At 72.9% G+C, this 20,426-nt stretch carries 18 protein-coding genes; 8 read left to right on the forward strand and 10 right to left on the reverse strand.

Translation table 11 applies throughout. From position 1 onward, the window contains the following. Positions 1 to 9 precede the first annotated feature (9 nt). Both ACIGWZ_RS12515 and ACIGWZ_RS12520 read left to right on the forward strand, forming a co-directional pair. Positions 10 to 1,641: an MFS transporter gene (locus tag ACIGWZ_RS12515; protein ID WP_400063588.1), complete on the forward strand. Its 1,632-nt coding sequence runs from the start codon at positions 10 to 12 to the stop codon at positions 1,639 to 1,641. Then, positions 1,638 to 2,279 (forward strand): TetR/AcrR family transcriptional regulator, encoded by a 642-nt coding sequence (locus ACIGWZ_RS12520; RefSeq protein WP_400063590.1) that lies wholly within the window; start codon positions 1,638 to 1,640, stop codon positions 2,277 to 2,279. Before ACIGWZ_RS12515 ends, ACIGWZ_RS12520 begins: the two co-directional genes overlap by 4 nt. Here ACIGWZ_RS12520 and ACIGWZ_RS12525 read toward each other — a convergent pair. The 4 genes from ACIGWZ_RS12525 to ACIGWZ_RS12540 form a co-directional block, all read right to left on the reverse strand. After that, entirely contained in the window at positions 2,269 to 2,760 is a 492-nt protein-coding gene (locus ACIGWZ_RS12525) for a MerR family transcriptional regulator (RefSeq protein ID WP_400063591.1), read from the reverse strand. The genes ACIGWZ_RS12520 and ACIGWZ_RS12525 overlap by 11 nt on opposite strands. Further along, a complete protein-coding gene (locus ACIGWZ_RS12530; RefSeq protein WP_400063592.1) occupies positions 2,747 to 4,129 on the reverse strand; it encodes an amidase in 1,383 nt (460 codons plus the stop codon). The genes ACIGWZ_RS12525 and ACIGWZ_RS12530 overlap by 14 nt, the downstream gene beginning before the upstream one ends. 73 nt (positions 4,130 to 4,202) lie before the next feature. Further along, complete coding sequence (locus ACIGWZ_RS12535) at positions 4,203 to 5,207, reverse strand: zinc-binding dehydrogenase (RefSeq protein ID WP_400063593.1); 1,005 nt, start codon at positions 5,205 to 5,207, stop codon at positions 4,203 to 4,205. A 152-nt stretch (positions 5,208 to 5,359) separates the two neighbouring features. Beyond that, positions 5,360 to 7,438 (reverse strand): thioredoxin domain-containing protein, encoded by a 2,079-nt coding sequence (locus ACIGWZ_RS12540; RefSeq protein ID WP_400063595.1) that lies wholly within the window; start codon positions 7,436 to 7,438, stop codon positions 5,360 to 5,362. Positions 7,439 to 7,731: 293 nt separating this feature from the next. Between ACIGWZ_RS12540 and ACIGWZ_RS12545 the strand changes: the two genes are divergently transcribed. Beyond that, positions 7,732 to 11,025: a tetratricopeptide repeat protein gene (locus tag ACIGWZ_RS12545; protein ID WP_400063597.1), complete on the forward strand. Its 3,294-nt coding sequence runs from the start codon at positions 7,732 to 7,734 to the stop codon at positions 11,023 to 11,025. A 251-nt stretch (positions 11,026 to 11,276) separates the two neighbouring features. On the opposite strand, the gene ACIGWZ_RS12550 is transcribed toward ACIGWZ_RS12545, so the two are convergent. Together ACIGWZ_RS12550 and mca are read right to left on the reverse strand one after the other, a co-directional pair. Further along, positions 11,277 to 11,522, reverse strand: coding sequence for a hypothetical protein (locus ACIGWZ_RS12550; protein WP_400063599.1), 246 nt, complete (start codon positions 11,520 to 11,522; stop codon positions 11,277 to 11,279). A gap of 4 nt (positions 11,523 to 11,526) precedes the next feature. After that, on the reverse strand, positions 11,527 to 12,399 hold the full coding sequence (gene mca, locus ACIGWZ_RS12555; RefSeq protein WP_400063601.1) for a mycothiol conjugate amidase Mca: 873 nt from the start codon (positions 12,397 to 12,399) through the stop codon (positions 11,527 to 11,529). A 166-nt stretch (positions 12,400 to 12,565) separates the two neighbouring features. Between mca and ACIGWZ_RS12560 the strand changes: the two genes are divergently transcribed. Together ACIGWZ_RS12560 and greA are read left to right on the forward strand one after the other, a co-directional pair. After that, positions 12,566 to 12,976, forward strand: coding sequence for a DUF4307 domain-containing protein (locus ACIGWZ_RS12560; protein ID WP_400063602.1), 411 nt, complete (start codon positions 12,566 to 12,568; stop codon positions 12,974 to 12,976). Between the two features lie 235 nt (positions 12,977 to 13,211). Further along, on the forward strand, positions 13,212 to 13,709 hold the full coding sequence (gene greA / locus ACIGWZ_RS12565; RefSeq protein ID WP_400063604.1) for a transcription elongation factor GreA: 498 nt from the start codon (positions 13,212 to 13,214) through the stop codon (positions 13,707 to 13,709). Between the two features lie 163 nt (positions 13,710 to 13,872). On the opposite strand, the gene ACIGWZ_RS12570 is transcribed toward greA, so the two are convergent. The 3 genes from ACIGWZ_RS12570 to ilvA all read right to left on the reverse strand — a co-directional run bounded on the left by ACIGWZ_RS12570 (position 13,873) and on the right by ilvA (position 17,513). Further along, positions 13,873 to 14,742 (reverse strand): ABC transporter permease, encoded by an 870-nt coding sequence (locus ACIGWZ_RS12570; protein WP_400063606.1) that lies wholly within the window; start codon positions 14,740 to 14,742, stop codon positions 13,873 to 13,875. Beyond that, positions 14,739 to 15,830: an ATP-binding cassette domain-containing protein gene (locus ACIGWZ_RS12575; RefSeq protein WP_400063608.1), complete on the reverse strand. Its 1,092-nt coding sequence runs from the start codon at positions 15,828 to 15,830 to the stop codon at positions 14,739 to 14,741. The genes ACIGWZ_RS12570 and ACIGWZ_RS12575 overlap by 4 nt, the downstream gene beginning before the upstream one ends. Before the next feature lie 381 nt (positions 15,831 to 16,211). After that, complete coding sequence (gene ilvA, locus ACIGWZ_RS12580; RefSeq protein ID WP_400063611.1) at positions 16,212 to 17,513, reverse strand: threonine ammonia-lyase; 1,302 nt, start codon at positions 17,511 to 17,513, stop codon at positions 16,212 to 16,214. Positions 17,514 to 17,702: 189 nt separating this feature from the next. Between ilvA and ACIGWZ_RS12585 the strand changes: the two genes are divergently transcribed. The 3 genes from ACIGWZ_RS12585 (at position 17,703) to ACIGWZ_RS12595 (ending at position 19,142) form a co-directional block, all read left to right on the forward strand. Beyond that, positions 17,703 to 18,203 (forward strand): MarR family winged helix-turn-helix transcriptional regulator, encoded by a 501-nt coding sequence (locus ACIGWZ_RS12585; protein WP_400063613.1) that lies wholly within the window; start codon positions 17,703 to 17,705, stop codon positions 18,201 to 18,203. 223 nt (positions 18,204 to 18,426) lie between these two features. After that, the gene (locus ACIGWZ_RS12590; RefSeq protein ID WP_400063615.1) at positions 18,427 to 18,897 is read left to right on the forward strand and encodes a sigma factor-like helix-turn-helix DNA-binding protein; all 471 of its coding nucleotides are present in this window, start codon (positions 18,427 to 18,429) and stop codon (positions 18,895 to 18,897) included. Next, entirely contained in the window at positions 18,894 to 19,142 is a 249-nt protein-coding gene (locus tag ACIGWZ_RS12595) for a hypothetical protein (protein ID WP_400063617.1), read from the forward strand. Before ACIGWZ_RS12590 ends, ACIGWZ_RS12595 begins: the two co-directional genes overlap by 4 nt. 71 nt (positions 19,143 to 19,213) lie before the next feature. Here ACIGWZ_RS12595 and ACIGWZ_RS12600 read toward each other — a convergent pair whose 3' ends face one another. Further along, a complete protein-coding gene (locus ACIGWZ_RS12600; RefSeq protein WP_400063620.1) occupies positions 19,214 to 20,374 on the reverse strand; it encodes a cystathionine gamma-synthase in 1,161 nt (386 codons plus the stop codon). Positions 20,375 to 20,426: the final 52 nt, after the last annotated feature.

The following is a 20,426-nucleotide window of genomic DNA, read 5'->3' on the forward strand; positions in this document are numbered from 1 at the left end:
GGGTGTGCCATGACCTCACCGACCGATGTACCGCCCGAGCCGTCCCCGTCCGCACCACCCGATCCCCGTCGCTGGTGGGCGCTCGGCGCGTTGGTCGCCGCGATGCTCGTCCTCGGCTTCGACTCGACGATCCTCAACGTCGCGCTGCCGACCATGACCGCCCAACTGGACGCCGGCACCGGCCAGCAGCAGTGGATCGCCGACTCCTACACCGTCGTCTTCGCCGCCCTGATGCTCCCCGCCGGACTCCTCGGCGACCGCTTCGGACGCCGCCGGATGCTGCTCTGCGGCCTCGGCGTCTTCCTCGCCGGCTCGCTGCTCGGCACGCTCGTCGACAGCGCCCAACTGCTCGTCGCAGCCCGCGCCGTGATGGGCATCGGCGCCGCGCTGATCATGCCGCTGGCGATGTCCGTACTGCCCTCGCTCTTCGGGCCCGACGAACGCTCCACCGCCGTCGGCGCGATCTCCGCCGCCTCGGCCCTCGGCCTCCCCCTCGGCCCGCTGGTCGGCGGCTGGCTGCTGGACCACTTCTGGTGGGGTTCGATCTTCCTCGTCAACGTCCCGCTGGCCCTGATCGGCGCCGCCGCCTGCGTCTTCCTGCTCCCGGAAACCCGCGACGCCGCCGCCCCCGAGGTCGATGCCCTCTCCGCGGGCCTGACCGTCACCGGCCTCGGCGCCCTGGTCTTCGGCATCATCGAGGGCCCGGCCCGGGGCTGGGGCGACCCGCTCGTCCTGACCGCGCTGGCCGCATCCGTCGCCCTGATCACCGGGCTGGTGCTGCGCGGCCGCGGCCAGGCGCGGCCGATGCTCGATCTGGGGCTGCTGCGCGGCCGCGGCTTCCTCTGGAACACCGTCGCCGCGGCGCTCGGCACCCTGGTGCTGTCGGGCCTGATGTTCATCCTGCCGCCGTACCTCCAGGCCGTACTGGGGCGCGATGCCTTCGGCACCGGCCTGCGGATGCTGCCGATGATGGCCGGGCTGATGATCGCGGCCAAGGGCAGCGGCGCCCTCGCCGCGCGCATCGGGCCACGCCCGGTCGTCACCGGCGGCCTGCTCGTGCTGGCCTGCGCCGCCTTCCTCGGCTCCACCACCGACGTCCACGACGGCTACGGCACCACCGCCCTGTGGCTGTCCGTCGCGGGCGTCGGCTTCGGGTTCGCCATGGTCCCGGCCATGGACGCGGCGCTGGGCGCCCTGCCGCGCGACCGTGCCGGCAGCGGCTCCGGACTCCTGATGACGGTCCGGCAGTTCGGCGGTGCGCTCGGGGTCGCCCTGCTCGGCAGCCTGCTCGCGGGGGCGTACGGCGACCGGATCGACACCGCCGGGCTCCCCGCCCGGGCCGCCGACGCCGCCGGGGACTCGGTCGTCGCCGCCCACCTGATCGCCGACCGGGTCGGCGCACCCCAGCTGGCCGCCTCCGCGGACCGCGCCTATCTGCACGGCATGGGGCTGATCCTGCTGGTGTGCGGTAGCGCGGCCCTGGTGGCGGCGATGCTGACGGCGACGTTCCTGCCGAACCCGCGGGCGGAGCGGGCCGGTGGCAGGGGGTGCCGTCGGCGTCCGGGGCGGCAACCGGCGTCCGGGGACGACACCGGTACGGATACGGCCGTGGCCACCGGGACTCCCGATGCCCGACAATGAGGGCCATGGCCACCGCACGTAGCTCCGCATCCGCCACCACGACACCCGGAACGCCCAGGCCCGGACTGCGGGAGCGGAAGAAGTTGCAGACCCGGCAGGCGATCCGCCGTGCCGCCTACCGGCTCTTCGAGGAGCAGGGCTACGACGCGACCCCCGTCGACCGGATCGCCGAGGCCGCGGACGTCTCGCCCAGCACGGTCTTCCGCTACTTCCCCACCAAGGAAGACATCGTGCTGACCGACGAGTTCGACGCCCTGCTGGAGACGGGGCTGCGGGCCCGTCCGGCGGACGAACCGATGGTCGAGTCGATGCGTCGGGTCACCGTCGAGGCGCTGACCGGGATCACCGCGGCGGACCGTACGGAGCTCGCCCAGCGCATGCGGCTGGTCCGCGAAGTGCCCGCCATCAGGGGCCGTACGGCGGAGAACACCGCACGGGACGCCGAGATGATCTGCGCCGTGCTCGCCGAGCGTTCCGGCCGCGCGGTCGACGACCTGGAGGTGCGCGTCATCAGCGCGGCGATCCTGGCGGCCCTTCAGGAGGCGCTGCTGCACTGGGTCGAGGCCGGCCCGGACGCCGATCTGGAAGCGCTGATCCACCGGACGATGGACGTCCTGGCGCGCGGCCTCACGCTCTGAGGCGCCGGGCCCCGGTGGCCGGGGCGGCATCGAGCCGGAAGACCGGCCCACTGTCTGCCCCGGCCCGTCCCCCGGCGCCCGGCGCGGCCTCTCCCCCGTCCGGCCCCGGCTCCCCCAGCCGGGCCGCGAGCCGCCCGCGCAGCTGCGACAGCCGCGCGATACGGGCGTCCAGATCGGCGAGCCGACGCCGGGCCACCACCTCCGCGACCGCGCACCGCCCCGCTCCGGCGTCCTTGGGTATCAGCTCGGGCACTCCACCGGCGGGCATGGTGGCCAGCAGATGCGCAAAGGCCCGCACATCGCCGACCGTCAGCCCCGCCTCGCGCAGCTCGCGTACCGCCCGCAGCCGGCGGATGTCCTCCGCGTCGTACTCCCGATGGCCCGACGGCGTCCTACGGGCCGTCACCAGCCCCTGCTGCTCGTAGTACCGCAACGCCCGCGGCGTCAGCCCGGCGGCGGCCGCGGCGTCACCGATGCGCACGGGTGTCCCCCTCCCGCCGCCCGGCCGGGGCCCGGTCCGGGCCGCCCGCCGGCTCGGCCAGCGCGCTCTCGATGCCCGGGGCCGCCCTCAGCAGCTCCTCGTCCGCGCCCGCCGCGCCGATGAGCTGAAGGCCGAGCGGGAGTCCGTTGGCGGCGCGCCCGGCGGGCAGGCCGAGGGACGGCAGCCCGGCGTTGCTCCACGGGAGGCACATGATCGACTTTCCGGTGGAGGTGAGGTCCGCGGGCGCGGGGCCGGTGGCCGCGGGGGCGATCCAGAGGTCGATTCCGGCCGCGTCCGCATCCGCCGCGAGACGATCGCGGAACGCCGCGCGCCGGGTCCGGGCCGCTTCGTAGTCGGCGTCCCCGATGGCCTGGCCCTGCCGGACGGCCGTCACGGTCTCCGGCCGGTAGCGGTCCCCGAAACGCGCGAACCACTCGGCGTGGGCACGGGCGACCTCGTAGCGGTTCATGGTGAAGAGCTGCTCGACGATCCGCTCGAAGTCGTCCATCACCGGCACCTCGCGGACCGCGTACCCGGCCGCCTGCAGCACCTCCCGCTGCCCGGCGAAGGCGCGCAGGGCCTCGTCGTCGGCGCGCTCCAGATAGGGCCCGACCGGTATGCCGAGCACCGGCCGCCCGCCCGCCGGGGCCCGCTGCGCCGCTCCCTCCTCCCGCCATCCGTCGCACAGCACCGAGGCCGCGAGCGCCACGCCCGCCACATCGGCGGCATAGCACCCGAGGGTGTCGAAGCTGACGGCGTTGGGGATCACCCCGGCGGTGGGGATCCGGCCGTAACTCGGCTTGAAGCCCACCACCCCGCAGTACGCGGCGGGGCGGATCATCGAGCCGACGGTCTGCGTACCGATGGCCAGCGGCACCATCCCACTGGCCACCGCGGCCGCCGAGCCGCTGCTCGAACCCCCGGGCGTATGCGCCGGGTTGTGGGGATTGCGGGTGGGGCCGGGCGCCGTGACGGCGAATTCGGCGGTCACCGTCTTGCCCGCTATCAGGGCGCCGGCGGCCAGCAGCCGGTCGACGACGGTGGCCTGGACGCCGCCCAGCGCCTCGGGCGGCAGCGCGGACCCCGCGCGGGTGGGCAGCCCGTCGACGTGCACGATGTCCTTGACGCCGACCGGTATGCCGTACAGCGGCGGCCGGCCGCCGGCGTCCTGCGGACCGGCCGCCGCCCGCCGCGCCGCCTCGAGGAGCCGGGCACGCCGCTCCGGCTCGGGCACAAAGGCCAGGACCTGCGCCTCCACGGCGTCGATACGGTCGCAGGTGCGCGCCGCGGCGGCGACGGGGTCGTCCGCGCCGGACCGCAGCGCCGCGGCCTCCCGCGGAAGGGATCGGTACCTCAGCAAGGTCTCCACACTCGCAGGCTACCGCCGCCCACCGACAGTCCGGCGGCGGACGTCCGCCGCCGCCCCGCTCGGCCCGCCGGACTCACAACTCCACGACGACGGCGCCCAGATGGCGCCCCTCGGTCAGTTCGCGAAGCGCCCGCGGCGCCTGCTCGATACCGTGCAGACGGGCGTGCGGGAAGGTGAGGCTGCCGTCGCGCAGCCCCTCGGCGAACCGCCGGTTCCACTCCGGGATCAGGTCGAGGTGGTCGTGCAGGGCGACGCCGCGCAGGGTGATGCTGCGGGCGAGCAGCGACAAGGTGTCGATCGGCGTCGGAACCGGGGGCTGCGCGGAGAGCTGAGTGGCCAGCGCGCCCACGATCGCCAGCCGGGCGCCCCTGTTGGCGAGCGCGAGCGCGGCCTGGAGCTGTTCGCCGCCCACGTTGTCGAAGAGCGCGTCGATGCCCTCCGGGGCCGCCGCGCGCAGCTGCTCCTCGATGGGGCCCGCGCCGCGGATCACCACCGCGTCGTAGCCGAACTCCTTGATCAGCCGGTCGGCCTTCTCCTGCGAACCCGTACTGCCGATGACCCGGGCGGCACCGTACTGCCGGGCGATCTGCCCCGCCAGCGAACCCACGCCGCCCGCCGCCCCGGTGACGAACACCGTGTCTCCCGGGCGCACTTCGGCGCCGCGGGCGATGCCCATCAGGGCGGTGGGCCCCTGGGAGAGGTAGGCGGCCGGGTCGGGCATGAAGCCCGGGTCGAGGCGATGCACCTCCGCCGCGTCGAGCAGGGTGTACTCGCGCCAGCCGAGACGGTGTTCCACCAGATCACCGGGGCTGAGCTCGCTCCCGGGCGCGGCCACCACCTCCCCGACCGCGGGCCCGTGCAACGGCGCCCCGATCTCGAACGACGGCATCGGTACGGCGCTGGACTCGTCCATCAGGGTGCGCATCACGGCGGCGACGCCCATGTGGGTGTTGCGTACGAGCACCTGGCCGGGCCCGGGTTCGGGCACCGGCACCTCCACGATCTCGAAGAGGTCATCGGTGACCGGCCCTCGGGGGCGGGCGGCCAGGCGGACTTCACGGTATGTGCGCTTCGTCATGCCCCGAGGCTAGAACTTGACGCGCGCGTCAGGGTCAAACCGGTCATTGGTCCTAGGACCCGCCCTCGCAGTCGCCTCGGGTGGTGGATCCCGGCGGCTCGGGAGGCGTCGCGCGGAGGGGCGCGGCGGGCCGGGCACGGACGGCGGGGGCCTCACGCCCGCAGCCGCGCCCCCAGTTCGTCCGGGTCGGTCGTCGGCCGCTCGCAGGCGAAGTGGTGGCAGACGTACGCCGCCGGGCGGCCGTCGACCAGGGGGCGGTCCATGAGCAGCGGGACCTCCCCGGCGTCGTCCGAACCGGGTGCGCCCAGCGCGACCACCGTGCCGGGGGCCGTACCGAGCAGGGCGGCGCGGTGGAGGGCTGCGGTGGCGGGATCGCCCTGGGGGCCCACGACCGCGACCTCGCGGGGGCCGGCCAGGGCCGCCTCGGCGACCGCGAGGCCCCAGCCGATGAAGCGGGGGGCGCGGCCGCCGAGGGCGGTGACGATGCCCAGGGCGCGTTCGGCGGCGTCCCGGTGCAGGGCGCTGCCGGTCAGGGCCGCGTACGAGAGAAGCGCCCCGGCGGCGGCGGTCCAGCCGGACGGGGTGGCGTTGTCGGTGGGGTCCTGGGGGCGGCGGATGAGCGTCTCGGCGTCGGCGGCGGTGTCGTAGAGGGCGCCGTCCGGGGTGGTGAACTGGACGAGGACGGTGTCCAGGAAGAAGCCGGCGAACTCCACCCAGACGCCCTCCCCGGTGACGGAGGCCAGCGTCAGGAACCCCTCGGCGACGTTCGCGTAGTCCTCCAGGACGCCGGAGTTGGCGCCCGCGGTGCCGTCCTTGGAGGTGCGGTGCAGCCGGGCCTGCCAGTCCATGTGGACGCGGACCAGGAGGTCGGCGGCGTCGGTGGCGGCCTGGATCAGGTCGGGGCGGTCGAAGTAGGCGCCGGTCTCGGCGAGGGCGGCGATGGCCAGGCCGTTCCAGGAGGCGACGACCTTGTCGTCCCGGCCGGGGCGCGGCCGCTCCGCGCGCGCCGCGAGCAGCCGCTCCTTGACGGAGACCAGCCGCTCGGCGTCCACCGGGCCCTCGGCGGTATCGGGGAGCTGAAGGACGGAGGCGCCCTCCTCGAAGGTGCCCTCCAGCGTGACACCGAAGTACCTGGCGGCGAACTCCGCGTCCTTCTCGCCCAGTACGGAACGCAGCTGATCCGGCGTCCAGACGTAGTAGGCGCCCTCGACGTGCTTGCCGGACCCGGTGCCGTCGTCGCTGTCCGCGTCCAGCGCGGAGGCGAATCCGCCCTGGTCGGTGCGGAGTTCGCGGACCATGAAGTCGGCGGTCTCCACGGCGATCCGGCGGGCCAGGTCGCCGATTCCGTCAGCGGCTCCGCCGCGGGCCGTGGCGCGCCACAGGTGCGCGTAGGTGCGGCAGAGGAGGGCGTTGTCGTAGAGCATCTTCTCGAAGTGCGGCACGGTCCAGGTGGCGTCCACCGCGTACCGGGCGAACCCGCCGCCCAACTGGTCGTAGATGCCGCCGCGGGCCATCGCCGCACCGGTCGCCTGGACCATTTCCAGGGCGGCGGCGGAGCCCGTACGGGCGTGGTGGCGCAGGAGGAATTCCAGCGTCATGGACGGCGGGAACTTGGGCGCGCCGCCGAATCCCCCGTGCACCGCGTCGAATTCGCGCGTCAGGCCCATCAGGGCGGCGTGCAGTTCCTCGGGGCGCGGCGGGCGGCGGTCCGCGGGCAGCGAGTCGGTGAGCGAGCGGCCCGCCAGGTCGGCGACGATCCGGCCGGCGACCTCGTCGACCTCGTCGCGGCGGTCGGCCCAGGCGCTGCGTACGCCCTCCAGGACCTGCCCGAACGACGGCATGCCGTGGCGGGGCGCGGGCGGGAAGTAGGTGCCGAAGTAGAAGGGCTGGGCATCGGGGGTGAGGAAGACGGTCATCGGCCAGCCGCCCTGGCCGGTCGCGGCCTGAACGGCCTCCATGTAGACCGCGTCGACGTCCGGCCGCTCCTCGCGGTCGACCTTGACCGCGACGAAGTGGTCGTTGAGCAGGGCGGCGGTGGCCTCGTCCTCGAAACTCTCGTGGGCCATCACATGGCACCAATGGCAGGAGCTGTAGCCGACGCTGAGCAGCACCGGGACGCCGCGCCGTCTCGCTTCCTCGAACGCGTCGGGGGACCACGGCCACCAGTCGACCGGGTTGTCGGCGTGCTGGAGCAGATACGGGGAAGTCTCATGAGCCAGGCGGTTCGGCATGGGTCCATCCTCTCCCACTGCGATGTGGAGTGCCGGGAGCGGAGCGCGTTGTCGTCCGGAGTTGTCCACAGGCCGGTTATCCACAGCCCTGCCGGAATGGGCGCGGACGCGGAACACTGTGCGTACGGCGACGATCACCGCCGGACCCGGCGCCGTCCGGAACGACCGTTCGGGACAGCCGAACGACCGGAACGGCCCGGACCACCCGAACGACCCTGACCACTGGAACAACCCGAACCACCTGCAACGACCGGAACCACTGCAACTGCTGCAACTGCTGGAGGGGGATTCGCATGCCTGGCTCACTGGCCGTGCTGCGTGAGGAGCACCGTGCGGAGGCGGAAGAGCTCTTGTCGCGGGCCGTGAAAGAAGAGACGCGGCGCTCGGGCGGACGGCTCGACGGGAGCGCGCTGCTCGGCAGAGCGCGCGCCGCGCTGGCCGAGATCGCGGGCGCCGCGGCCGAGGAATACACCACATACGTGCGGGCGCTGGACGAGGCGGGGGCCGGGCAGCGCCCGCTGGCCACGCGGCTGTCGCGCAAGGAGCTGGGCACTCCGGCGGTGGCGACGGCCGTGGCCGCGGTGGCGGCCTTCGGTACGGATCTGGCGTACGGCACGGGCGCGGGCGCGGCGCTGGGTGTCGGCGCCGCCGTGGTGGTGGCGGGCGCCGCGGCCACGGTGGTGAAGCTGACCACGGGTCATCTGCCGGCGGCGCACGCGCAGGCGGGGAAGCGGGGACAGCCCGGCGGCCAGGAGCAGTTGCGGCTCCAGTGGCTGACGGCGCTGGAGGTGCGGGGCATCCGGCCGTTTCTGGACCAGCAGCGCATGCTGGCGGCGACCCGCGGCAGCGGCACGCGGTCCAAGACGGCCGCCGGCCAGGCCTCCCGGGGCCCGCAGCTGCGCGGCGGGGACCGCAGCGCAGCGGCCCGGCAGCGCTCCGTACTGGAGCATTCGTTCTCCCAACTGCCGCGTCCCGACGGGCCGTTCGCGGGCCGCCGGGCCGAGCTGACGCAGATCGCGCAGTGGGTGCACGCGGCCCGCGCCAGTACGGAGACCAAGCCGACGGTGGTGGTGCTGCACGGCGAGCCGGGTGCGGGGCGGACGGCGCTGGCGGTGCGGGCGACCCACCAGCTGCGCGATCAGTTCCGTGGCGCGTGCGTGGTCGACCTGCGCGGCGACACGTCCGGCGAGATGCCGCTGCCGACCCGGAACGCCCTGCTGCATCTGCTGAACCGGCTCGGCGCGCCCCGCGAGCAGCTGCTGTTCCGCGAGCGGGCGTCCCAGGAACAGCACGTCAAGCGGCTGACCGAGCTCTATCACCAGCATGTGGCGGGACTTCCGGTGACGGTCCTGCTGGACGACGCCTCGGATCCCGAGCAGGTGCGCACGCTGGTGCCGGACCGCTCCGACAGCCTGGTGCTGGTCACCTCCCGCGAGCCGCTGGAACTTCCCGATGACCTCCAGGCCTGGGTGCACCAGCTGCCGGTGGGGCCGCTGGACGCGGCGGGCACCGAAGAACTGCTGCGGGCGATGGCCGCGGCGGACGGGACGGCCGACGAGGCGGGCCCCTACGACGCGCAGGCGATCGAGCAGATCCTGGAACGGTGCGCGGGTCTGCCGCTGGCCCTGCGGGTGGCGGGCTCCTCGGTGGGCGCGCGCACCCCGGCCGCGCTGGCCGCGGATCTGGCGTCGTACGACGCGGCGACGCCGGTGGAGCGGGCCCTGTCGCTGCGCTACGCCGACCAGTCGGAGACGGCCCGGCGGCTGCTGCGCCGGCTGGCGCTGGTGGGCCGGGCGTCCTTGGGCGCGGCGGCCGCGGCGGCGCTGCTGGGGGTGGAAAACCCGGAGGCGGAGCGGCAGTTGACGACGCTGGCGGAGGCCGGGCTGATAGAGCACGTACGCGGCAAGCGCTACCGCCTGCACACCCTGGTGCACCGCTTCGCGTACGACCGGCTGGCCACCGAGGAGGCGCCGGAGGAGCGGGTCGCGGCCCAGGAGCGACTGATCCGCGGCTATGCGGAGCTGGCCGACTCGGTCATCCGCTTGGTCGACGGCCGTACGTCGACGCGCGCCGACCGCTTCGGATCACACGGCTTCACCTCCCTGGACGCCGCCCTGCAGTGGCTGGACGACGAGTCCAGCTTCATCACGGCAGCGCTGGCGCACGCCGACCCGGACGTGGACCAGGCGACGGTCTCGCATCTGCTGGGCGCGCTGGCCGACTACTGCCTGCTGCGCGGCGACCTCTACCGCCTGGGGGAGCTGAACGAACTGACCCGGGCGGTCGGCCAGGGCCTGCTGATGCGTTCGGTGCAGTGGCGTACGGGCGTCGCGGCCCGGCAGCTGGGCGAGCTGGACAGGGCGCGCACCACCCTGTCGTCGGTCGTCGACCTGTACTTCGAGGCGCAGCATCCGGCGGGCGCCGCCCGTGCGCTGCGGGACCTGGGCATCACCCTCCAGCAGCAGGGCAATCTGACCGAGGCCGCGGCCAAGCTGCGGGAGGCGCTGGAGATGCAGTCCGCCCCCGATATGCACGGCGACCGGGCCTGGACCCTGCATGCACTGGCGGCGGTGGAGCGGGACAGGGCCCAGATCGCCGAGGCGCTCGCCATGCTCCGCGAGGCGCTGGAACTGCACGAGGAGAGCGAGAGCGTGCACGGCCAGGCGTGGGCGCACTTCCAGCTCGGCCAGGTGTATCTGCGGATGGGCGAGGTGCCGCGGGCGGAGGAGGCGCTGGGCGCCGCGATGGAGCTCTACGGGCGGACGCAGGACGAGCGCGGCGAGGCCTGGGCGATGACCCAGCTGGCGCGCGCCCGGCTGGTGGACGGTGACCCGGATCCGGCCGGCGACCAGCTGCGGCAGGCGCTGTCGCTGCACCAGCGGCACGAGGACGCCCGCGGCGAGGCCTGGACGATGTACTACCTGGGCCAGGCACTGGAGGAGCAGGGCGAGCAGGACGCGGCGCTGCGGCAGCTGGAGCGGTCGCGCACGATGTTCAGCCGGATGCAGGACGGCTACGGCCTGGCGTGCGCCCGGCACCATTCGGGGCGGGTCACCCGGGACCTTCGGGCCGCGCAGACGGGTTCGCTGCGCAACAGCGGCTTCGCCCGGCAGCTGCTCCAGGACGCACGCAAGGACTTCCAGCGGATCGCGGTGCCGCACGGCGAGGCCTGGTCGTGCCTGGAGCTGGTGATCATCGACGCCGGCAACGGCCGGGCGTCGCAGGCCCTGGAGCTGGCCGACGAGGCGGCGCGGATCTTCGCCGGCTACGGCGACCGGCGCGGCGAGGACTGGGCCCGTTTTCTGCGCTGCACGCTGCTGCCGTTCGCCTCGCCGGGCGGCTCCGTGGTGGGCACGGCCGTGGCGCAGGAGGAGCTGGCGCAGCTCGTACGGGACGGGCACCCGGCCCGCGACGGGAAGCTGACGGAGTGCGCCGAGGCATTCGCGCTGATGCTGGAGCGCGGCGTGGAGCCGGAAACGGGGTGGCAGGCGTGGGGGGGGGGGGGGGGGGGGGGGGGGGGGGGGGGGGGGGCCCGGGGGGGGGGGGGGGGGGGGGCGGGCCCGGCGCCCGCCCCGCCACGCGCGTGAGGTCATGGGCACAGCCGTCACGCCGGCCGCGGCGGACTGACGCCGGGGCACCGGTCTCCGGGTCCCGGCCCGCCGGCCGACGCGGAGCCCGCGCCCGGATTCGGCGCGGCGACCGCACAGGTACGGCTCGCCGACCGCCTGGGTACGGCTCGCTGACCGCTTGGATCAGCGAGCCGCCGGGCCGGTCGGCCGGCCGTAACCCATCGGCCGGCCGTCGACCGCACCCGGTCCGGGGTGTGCCCGAAGGTTCCTCAGCTGGTCTTCGGCTTCGGCACCGCCGGAGCGGCGGAGGCGGCCGCCTGGCCCTCCTCCGGTGCCTCCTCGAAGTCCACCTTCTTCATCTGCTTGTTCATGGACTTCATCAGCAGCCACACGGCGCCGCCGATGATCGCGAAGACGATGAAGCCGAGGACGCCGGGGGTCACCTTGTCCTTGTCGAAGCTGTCGGCAAGGGTGACGAAGTGCGTCATGGCGAGGGTGCTGGTCGCGCTCATCATGGGGTCAATTGTTGCGGATGCCTGCGAAGAGGTCGTCCTCGGGGAGGGAAGTGTCCACGAGCGACTTCGCGAGCTCGTACTCCTCCGTCGGCCAGACCTCGCGCTGGATGTCCATCGGGACCCGGAACCAGCCGCCGTCCGGGTCGATCTGGGTGGCGTGCGCGATCAGTGCCTTGTCGCGGATCTCGAAGAAATCGGCGCACGGGATGTAGGTGGTCAGGGTGCGCTCGCGCTGCTCGAACTGCTTCCAGCGCTCCAGCCACTCGCCGTACGGCGAGTCCATGCCGCGCTCCAGCAGTGCCTCGTGGAGCGCGATGGTGCGCGGCTTGTTGAAGCCCTGGTTGTAGTAGAGCTTCTGGGGCTGCCAGGGCTCACCGGCCTCCGGGTACTTCTCCGGGTCGCCGGCCGCCTCGAAGGCCACCATCGTGATCTTGTGGGTCATGATGTGGTCCGGGTGCGGATAGCCGCCGTTCTCGTCGTAGGTCGTGATGACCTGCGGCTTGAACTCGCGGATCAGCTTCACCAGGGGCGCCGCCGCCTCCTCGACGTCCTGCAGCGCGAAGCAGCCCTCGGGCAGCGGCGGCAGGGGGTCGCCCTCGGGCAGGCCGGAGTCGACGAAGCCCAGCCACTCCTGCTTGACGCCCAGGATCTCCCGGGCCTCGTCCATTTCCTGCTTCCGCACCTCGTGGATGTGCTCCTCGATGTACGGGTCCCCCTGGAGCTTGGGGTTGAGGATGGAGCCTCGCTCACCACCGGTGCAGGTGGCGACCAGCACGTCCACCCCCTCGGACACGTACTTGGCCATGGTGGCCGCACCCTTGCTCGACTCGTCGTCGGGGTGGGCATGGACCGCCATCAATCGCAGCTGCTCAGTCAAGACTCGATCCTCATTGAAAGGCTGGGTGAAAGGCTGGAGAAGATGCCTCCTATAGTGACCGAAGCGGGGGGCGCTGTATTCCCTGGACCCGCTCCCGGGCCGGAGGCCCGCCGGGGCTCCACCACTCAAGGGCCCCGCACAGGTCCCCGTACCAGGAGGAATGACCATGACGGCGGTGCGTGACGGGCTCCCGGACGGACGCTACGGCCGCTCCGCGGACCAGCGCGCGGACCGCCGGCTCAAGATCATCGGCGCGGTGCTGGGCGTCGCGCTGCTCGGGGTGATCGGCTGGACCGGCGCCTCGTACATCGCCGGGCAGGACCTCAGCGGCCGGATCATCACCTGGGACGCGGTGTCCGACAGCGCCGTCAAGGTGCATCTCGAGGTCATCAAGGACAAGGACGACAAGGGCGTGTGCACGCTCCGCTCGCAGGCCGAGGACGGCTCCGAGGTGGGGCGCAAGGACGTCACCATCGACCAGCGCACGGACCAGGTGAACACCGAGGTCACGTTGCGCACCACCAAGCGGGCGACCAATGCCGTACTGGTCGGCTGTCAGGCGGCCGGCGGCAACTGACAGGGGCATGTCGCACCGCCGCGTCGCGCCTCCGGCATGCCCGGCGCACGGGGCCGGGCGCCGCGCGGGGTAACCGCCTCTGAGCAGCGACGATGCGCCGCTGTGCGTTCGCTGTGGATTTCCCCCTCCCCGTTTTGTGCCGGAATTGTTAGGCTCGTGGTTTCGCCCACCCGTGAAGGCGCAAACCTTCCTGGTAGGGCGTTTGATTTATCCCCAGTACCGACGAGGAGCACCTGTGACCCAGACCAGCGAAAACGTCACCTGGCTTACCCAGGAGGCGTATGACCAGCTCAAGGCCGAGCTGGAGCACCTGTCTGGTCCCGCCCGCGCCGAGATCACCGAAAAGATCGCGGCGGCCCGCGAGGAGGGCGACCTCAAGGAGAACGCCGGGTATCACGCCGCCAAGGAAGAGCAGGGCAAGCAGGAGCTTCGTGTCCGCCAGCTGACCCAGCTGCTGCAGACGGCGAAGGTCGGCGAGGCTCCCGCCGCCACCGGCGTCGTCGCTCCCGGCACGGTCGTCACCATCGCGTTCGACGGAGACCCGGACGACACGCTCGAGTTCCTGCTGGCCTCGCGGGAGTACGCGAGCTCGGACATCGAGACCTACTCCCCGCAGTCCCCGCTGGGCACGGGCGTGAACGGCAAGAAGATCGGCGACACCGCGGAGTACGAGCTCCCGAACGGCAAGAAGGCAACCGTGAAGATCCTCGAGGCCAAGCCGTACTCCGGCTGAGCCCCGGCATCACACAGGGCAAGAAGCGGCCCGGAGCCTGAGGAGCGCTCCGGGCCGCTTCGCTGTGTGTACACAACCTTCCACACCCCGCACGGAGCGTGGGAACGAATCACTCTCCGTAATCGTTGCCGTAAAAGGAAGTCGGGAGGGCCGGCCGCCCGGCTCAGGCCGTCGCCGACCGGTACTTGCGCACCGCCAGGGTCCGGAAGAGCGCGATGATCAGCAGCGACCAGATCACCGAGGCCACCACCGGGTGCTCCATCGGCCAGGCTCCGGTCACCGATGTGGGGACGTCGGGGATGGTGTTGCCGAACAGGTCGCGGGCCGCGGCCACGGTGGCGCTGAACGGGTTCCACTCCGCGACGTGCTGGAGGAAGGCCGGCATGCCGTCGACCGGCACGAAGGCGTTGGAGATGAAGGTGAGCGGGAAGAGCCAGATCAGCCCGCCGGAGGTGGCCGCCTCGGGGGTACGGACCGAAAGGCCGATCAGCGCGCCGATCCAGGAGAAGGCGTAGCCGAGGAGCAGCAGCAGGCAGAAGCCGGCCAGCACCGAGAGGATGTTCTCGTGTGTGCGCCAGCCGATCAGCAGCGCGACGACCGCCAGCACCACGAGCGTCAGCGCGGTCTGCACGAGGTCGGCCAGAGTGCGGCCGGTGAGCACCGCGCCACGGGACATCGGCAGCGAGCGGAACCGGTCGATCAGCCCCTTGTGCATGTCGTCGGCGATGCCCGCGCCCGCGCCGGCCGTGGCGAAGGTGACGGTCTGCGCGAAGATGCCGGCCATCAGGAATTCACGGTATGCCTGGGCGTTGCCCACCGGGGCGCCGGGGATGTTGATGGAGCCGCCGAAGACGTAGGTGAACAGCACCACGAACATGATCGGCTGGATCAGTCCGAAGATCACCATCTCGGGGATGCGCATCATCCGGATGAGATTGCGCTTGGCCACGACCAGGGAGTCGCGTACGGACCGGCCGACGCCGCCGCGTGGGCGGGGGGCGCGGGCCGGGGCCGTTTCGGTCGCCGTCGTCACTTCACGCCCTCCTTGTCGGCCGCCTCGCGGGCCGTGTCCCCTATGGCGGCCGGCTCGCCCGCCGGGGCGCCCTTGCGGCCCTTCTTCTGGCCCTTCTTCTGACGGCCGCCGACGCCGCCCCCGCCGCCTTCCGCGCCCCCGTCCGCCGCCTCGGCGGCATGCCCGGTCAGCGAGATGAAGACATCGTCGAGGGTCGGGCGGCGCAGCCCGATGTCGTCGATCTCCACGCCGCGGGTGTCCAGTTCGCGGATGATCTCGGCGAGCAGCTTGGCGCCGCCGGTCACCGGAACCGTGATCTTGCGGGTGTGCGGTTCGACGGTGCTCTCGCCCTTGCCGAAGCCGCGCAGGACCTCCTCGGCGACGGAGATGTGCTCGGCGGCGTGCACCACGACCTCGACGCGTTCGCCGCCGGTGCGGGCCTTGAGCTGGTCGGAGGTGCCACGGGCGATGACCTTGCCGTGGTCGACGACGCAGATGTCGTGCGCGAGGCGGTCGGCCTCCTCCAGGTACTGCGTGGTGAGCAGCAGGGTCGTGCCGCCCGCGACGAGCTCCTGGATGACGTCCCACAGCTGCTGGCGGTTGCGCGGGTCCAGGCCGGTGGTCGGCTCGTCCATGAACATCACGGGCGGGCTGACGACCAGTGCGGCGGCGAGGTCGAGGCGGCGGCGCATTCCGCCGGAGTAGGTCTTGGCGGTGCGGTCGGCGGCGTCGGAGAGGTTGAAGCGCTCCAGCAGTTCGCCGGCCCGCCGCTTCGCGTCCCGGCCGCTCATCTGGTAGAGCTGCCCGACCATCATGAGGTTCTCGCGGCCGGTCAGATACTCGTCCACGGCGGCGAACTGGCCGGACAGTCCGATGGCGCGGCGCACCTGGTCGGGGTGTGCGAGGACGTCGATCCCGGCGACCTCGGCCCTGCCGTGGTCGGGTCGGAGGAGGGTCGTCAGGACCCGTACGGCGGTGGTTTTGCCGGCTCCGTTGGGGCCGAGCATTCCCAGGACGGTTCCTTCGGGTACGTCGAGATCGACGCCGTCCAGAGCCCGTACGTCACCGAATGATTTCACCAGACCTTCGGCGTAAATGGCGCCTGGCATGTGGGTACTCCCATGGCTTGGGTTAGTTCCAGGTCGAATATTACGGTTGCCGGACTTTGTACGCCCTGCGGGCAGTTACCCACACGGACAGCTACTCCGTGCTCATTTGTCCGCAGCGAGTCGCCACGGCGCACCGACGTCCCGACGAACCGACAGCGGGATGCTACTTCAAACGCGATACATCGCGATACAGGTTGAGTGGAGGTTCGATACGGGTTTCGGGTTCCGTACGTCCGATGTACGGGAGGCGGCGTACGCGAATGGACGTACGAGAGTAGGCGCGCGGGAGGCCGCACGGGAGGGGTCGGACGCGAGGGAACATGCCTGCGGCGCCGCGGTTCCTCCGCGGCGCCGCACCTCACCCGGCGGGGACCGGCCCCGCTACGCGATGACGAAGTACCCCGCCTCGCGCAGCGCCGCGCCCACCTCGGCGCAGTGCTCCGGGCCCTTGGTCTCCAGCTGGATCTCGACCTCCACCTCCGTCAGTCCGAGCCGGGGGTCGAGCCGTACGTGGCCCACGTCCAGGACGTTGGCGTCGACCACCGTCAGCACACCCAGCAGCGTCGCCAGCGCGCCCGGCCGGTCCGTCAGCCGCAGCCGCAGCGAGAGGTAGCGTCCGGCGGCGGCCATGCCGTGCCGCAGGACCCGCTGCATCAGCAGCGGGTCGACGTTGCCGCCGGACAGCACCGCGACGACCGGCCCCTCGAACGTCTCCGGGTGGGACAGCAGCGCCGCCACCGGGCTCGCCCCGGCCGGTTCCACCACCTGCTTCGCCCGCTCCAGGCACAGCAGCAGCGCGCTGGAGAGCTCGTCCTCGGAGACCGTACGGACCTCGTCCACCAGCTCATGGACGATCCGGAACGGCACATCGCCCGGCCGTCCGACCTTGATCCCGTCGGCCATCGTGGTCAGCGCCTCGATGGCCACCGGGTGCCCGGCCTCCAGCGACGGCGGGTAGCAGGCCGCGCCCGCCGCCTGTACGCCGATGACCTTCACATCCGGGCGCAGCGCCTTGACCGCCACCGCGACCCCGGCGGCCAGCCCGCCGCCGCCGATCCCGACGACGATGGTGCGCACCTCCGGGCACTGCTCGAGGATCTCCAGGCCGAGCGTGCCCTGGCCCGCGATGATGTCCCGGTGGTCGAAGGGGTGGATGAAGACCGCGCCGGTCTCCTTCGCGTACTCCTCGGCGGCGGCCAGCGTCTCGTCGACCACCTGCCCGTGCAGCCGGACCTCGGCGCCGTACTCGCGGGTCGCGGCGACCTTCGGCAGCGGCGCCCCGGCCGGCATGAACACCGTCGAGCGCACCCCCAGCAGGGACGCCGCCAGCGCCACGCCCTGCGCGTGGTTGCCGGCGCTGGCCGCCACCACACCGGCCGCCCGCTCCTGCGGGGAGAGCCCGGCGATCCGTACGTAGGCGCCGCGGATCTTGAAGGAGCCGGTGCGCTGGAGGTTCTCGCACTTGAGGTGCACGGGGGAGCCCACCAGCCCGGAGAGATAGCGGCTGCCCTCCAGGGGAGTGGCGCGGGAGACGCCGGAGAGCAGTTTGTGCGCCTCGCGTACGTCGTCGACGGTGATCGCGGCGATCGGGTCCTCGGCGTCCGGGCTGCCGGCGATCGCGGCGGCGTCCGGGAGCGTGGCGACGGGAGGCTCCTGGGGCGTGCGAGGCGTGTGATCGGCCATGCCGCCAGTCTTACAGTTCGGCCCGTCCCGGGCCTTTTCGACCGGATGGCGAGATCCGCCGTACGGCGCGGAACGGTCTCGGCCACCTCACGGGGTGTTATCGGAACGACGGGGTCGGTACCGTCCCGGCAGCATCCGCGTACGCTGTCCTCCCATCCATACGCACCTCCATGAAGCGAGCTCCCGGCCATGCCCACCTCTTCGGACATGACGACCCACCCCGACACCGCTCTCCTCGACGCGCTGCAGCACCAAGTGGCCGTCTTCGCCCGCCGCGCCGAACAGAGCCGACTGGGTGGCGTCGGGCAGGCGCGCAACTCCATGGACCGCGCCGCCTATCTGCTGCTCAACCGCCTCGACCAGGAGGGGCCGATGGGCGTCAAGGCCCTGGCCGCCGGGATGGGCATCGACTCGTCGACGGTCACCCGCCAGGTGGCGCCCCTGGTGGACGCCGGGCTGGTCAGCCGCGCCACCCACCCCGAGGACGGCCGGGCCGTGGTGCTCCAGCTGTCCGAGCGCGGCCGGGCCCGCCTGGAGGAGGTGCGCGCCTCGCGCCGTGCGCTGATGGCCCTGGTGACGGAGGACTGGTCGCCGGAGGACCGGGACGCGTTCTGCGCGCTCCTCACCCGCTTCAACGCCTCCCTCGCCACGCTCACCGCGTCGCTGGCGCCGGCCGGACCCGCGTCCTGACGCACGCCGGGGCGCCCGCGCCGTGACGTCCCCTGCCGCGCCTCTTGACCGGCCGCCCGCCCTGCCGTGCCATAGGAGGCCAGTGCCGTAGGTGGCCGTCGGCGTAGGTGGCCGCTGCCGTGGGTGGCCGCTGTGGTAGGCGGCGCGTGCGGTGGACGGCCGGTGCAGCGGCCGGTGCAGCAGGCGGCCCTGCGGTCAGCGGGTCCGTCAGCCGGGAGGGGCGGTGCGAGAGCGGCGGTGGGCGCGGGAGCGCTGCCGCGCCCGGGAGTTCGAGTTGTTCGTGGCGGGCGCGGCGGGCCGGCTGCTGCATGCCGCCACCCTGCTGACCGGCGAGCCCGACGACCGACCGGCTCCGGCCGCCGAGAAGTTGCTGGTCTGCGCGCTGTCGCGGACGTACGCGGCCTGGGACGGGCTGCGCGGCGAGGACCCCTACGACCGCGCCCGCCAGGAACTCGCCGCCCGCTTCGCGCACACCGCCTGGCGGCATCGCAGGCCGCGCGGCGGCCTCCTGGACCGGCTCTCGCCCCAGGAGCGGCTGGTCCTCGTGCTACGGCTCTACGAGGACGTGGCCGAGGAGCAGACCGCGGCCCAACTGGGCCTGCCCGCCGAACGGGTGCATGCCCTGTGCCTGCGGGCCGTCGCCCGGATGTGCAGCCGTCGGCCGCATCCGTCCTCCGTTCCGGCGGCGCCATGAGTCCGCGGGACCGCGAGGAGACGGAGGTACGGCGGATGCTGGCCGGGCCGCATCCGCCCGTACCGCCCGATCTGGCCGTACGGGCCACCGCCCGCGGCCGCCGGCTGCTTGCGCGGCGGCGCCTGCTGCGCCGCACCGGCCGGCTGCTCGCGCTCCTCGCGCTGGCGGCGCTGCTGGTCTGGGCCATGCATCAGCCCTGGCTGCCGCCGCCGGTCCGCATCACCCCTCCGGTGGAGGGGTGGTGAACCGCTTCACCGGCCGTGAAGCGGTTCGCGGGCGCCACGGGTCCGAGGACCGGAAGGCCGACGGGCTCCGGTCAGCCGAGGGCCTGCGTGAGGTCCGCCAGCAGATCGTCGACGGACTCGATGCCCACCGACAGCCGTACGAGGTCGCCCGGCACCTCCAGCGCGGACCCGGCCGTCGAGGCGTGCGTCATCCGCCCCGGGTGCTCGATCAGCGACTCCACGCCGCCCAGCGACTCCCCCAGGGTGAACAGCTTCGCGCGGTTGCAGACCTCCACGGCCTCCTGCTCGCCGCCCGCCACCTGGAAGGACACCATCCCGCCGAAGGACCGCATCTGCTTGGCGGCGACCTCGTGGCCGGGGTGCTCGGACAGGCCCGGGTAGTAGACGCGGGTGACCTTCTTGTGGGAGGCCAGCAGCTCGGCGACGCGGGCCGCGTTGGCGCTGTGCCGGTCCATCCGTACGGCCAGGGTCTTGATGCCGCGCATCACCAGCCAGGCGTCGAACGGCCCGGCGATCGCGCCCATCGCGTTCTGGTGGTAGGCGAGTTCCTCGCCCAGCGCCTCGTCGTTGACGACCAGCGCGCCGCCCACGACGTCCGAGTGCCCGCCCATGTACTTGGTCGTCGAGTAGACCACCACGTCCGCGCCCAGGGCGAGCGGCTGCTGGAGGTAGGGGCTGGCGAAGGTGTTGTCGACGACGAGCTTGGCGCCCGCCTCCCGGGCGATGCCGGCCAGCGCCGCGATGTCGCTGATGCCGAGCAGCGGGTTGCTGGGCGTCTCGACCCAGATCGCCTTCGTACGGGGCCGCAGTGCGTCGCGTACGGCCTGCGGGTCGGAGGTGTCGGCCACCGACCACTCCACGCCCCAGCGCTCGACGACCTTCGCGAACAGACGGAAGGTGCCGCCGTAGGCGTCGTTGGGGATGACGACATGGTCGCCGGGGGTCAGCAGGGTGCGCAGCAGGCAGTCCTCGGCGGCGAGGCCGGAGGCGAAGGCGAGGCCGCGGCGGCCGCCGTCGAGGGCCGCGAGATTCTCCTCCAGGGCGGTACGGGTCGGATTGGCGCTGCGGCTGTACTCGTAGCCGCCGCGCAGTCCGCCCACACCGTCCTGCTTGTAAGTAGAGACCTGGTAGATGGGCGGTACCACCGCGCCGGTGGCCTGGTCAGGCTCCTGACCTGCGTGGATGGCAAGGGTTTCGAAATGCTGGTGGCGCTGGTCGCGCTGATCGCTCATGCCTGCCGAGCGTAGTCGGCCGCGCAAGGGAACTTTCCGGAACTTTCTGCTT

The organism is Streptomyces sp. NPDC053427, from assembly GCF_044544985.1.
In the GTDB taxonomy this organism is placed as follows: Bacteria; Actinomycetota; Actinomycetes; order Streptomycetales; family Streptomycetaceae; genus Streptomyces.

Excerpts from the sequence above, each read along its gene's own strand:
- ACIGWZ_RS12560 (WP_400063602.1), top strand. The coding sequence starts at position 12,566 with ATGACGGCGGTGCGTGACGGGCTCCCGGACGGACGCTACGGCCGCTCC.
- ACIGWZ_RS12540 (WP_400063595.1), bottom strand. The coding sequence starts at position 7,438 with ATGCCGAACCGCCTGGCTCATGAGACTTCCCCGTATCTGCTCCAGCAC.
- ACIGWZ_RS12585 (WP_400063613.1), top strand. The coding sequence starts at position 17,703 with ATGCCCACCTCTTCGGACATGACGACCCACCCCGACACCGCTCTCCTC.
- ACIGWZ_RS12595 (WP_400063617.1), top strand. The coding sequence starts at position 18,894 with ATGAGTCCGCGGGACCGCGAGGAGACGGAGGTACGGCGGATGCTGGCC.
- ACIGWZ_RS12515 (WP_400063588.1), top strand. The coding sequence starts at position 10 with ATGACCTCACCGACCGATGTACCGCCCGAGCCGTCCCCGTCCGCACCA.
- ACIGWZ_RS12550 (WP_400063599.1), bottom strand. The coding sequence starts at position 11,522 with ATGATGAGCGCGACCAGCACCCTCGCCATGACGCACTTCGTCACCCTT.
- ACIGWZ_RS12575 (WP_400063608.1), bottom strand. The coding sequence starts at position 15,830 with ATGCCAGGCGCCATTTACGCCGAAGGTCTGGTGAAATCATTCGGTGAC.
- ACIGWZ_RS12535 (WP_400063593.1), bottom strand. The coding sequence starts at position 5,207 with ATGACGAAGCGCACATACCGTGAAGTCCGCCTGGCCGCCCGCCCCCGA.
- ilvA (WP_400063611.1), bottom strand. The coding sequence starts at position 17,513 with ATGGCCGATCACACGCCTCGCACGCCCCAGGAGCCTCCCGTCGCCACG.
- ACIGWZ_RS12545 (WP_400063597.1), top strand. The coding sequence starts at position 7,732 with ATGCCTGGCTCACTGGCCGTGCTGCGTGAGGAGCACCGTGCGGAGGCG.
- ACIGWZ_RS12520 (WP_400063590.1), top strand. The coding sequence starts at position 1,638 with ATGAGGGCCATGGCCACCGCACGTAGCTCCGCATCCGCCACCACGACA.
- ACIGWZ_RS12600 (WP_400063620.1), bottom strand. The coding sequence starts at position 20,374 with ATGAGCGATCAGCGCGACCAGCGCCACCAGCATTTCGAAACCCTTGCC.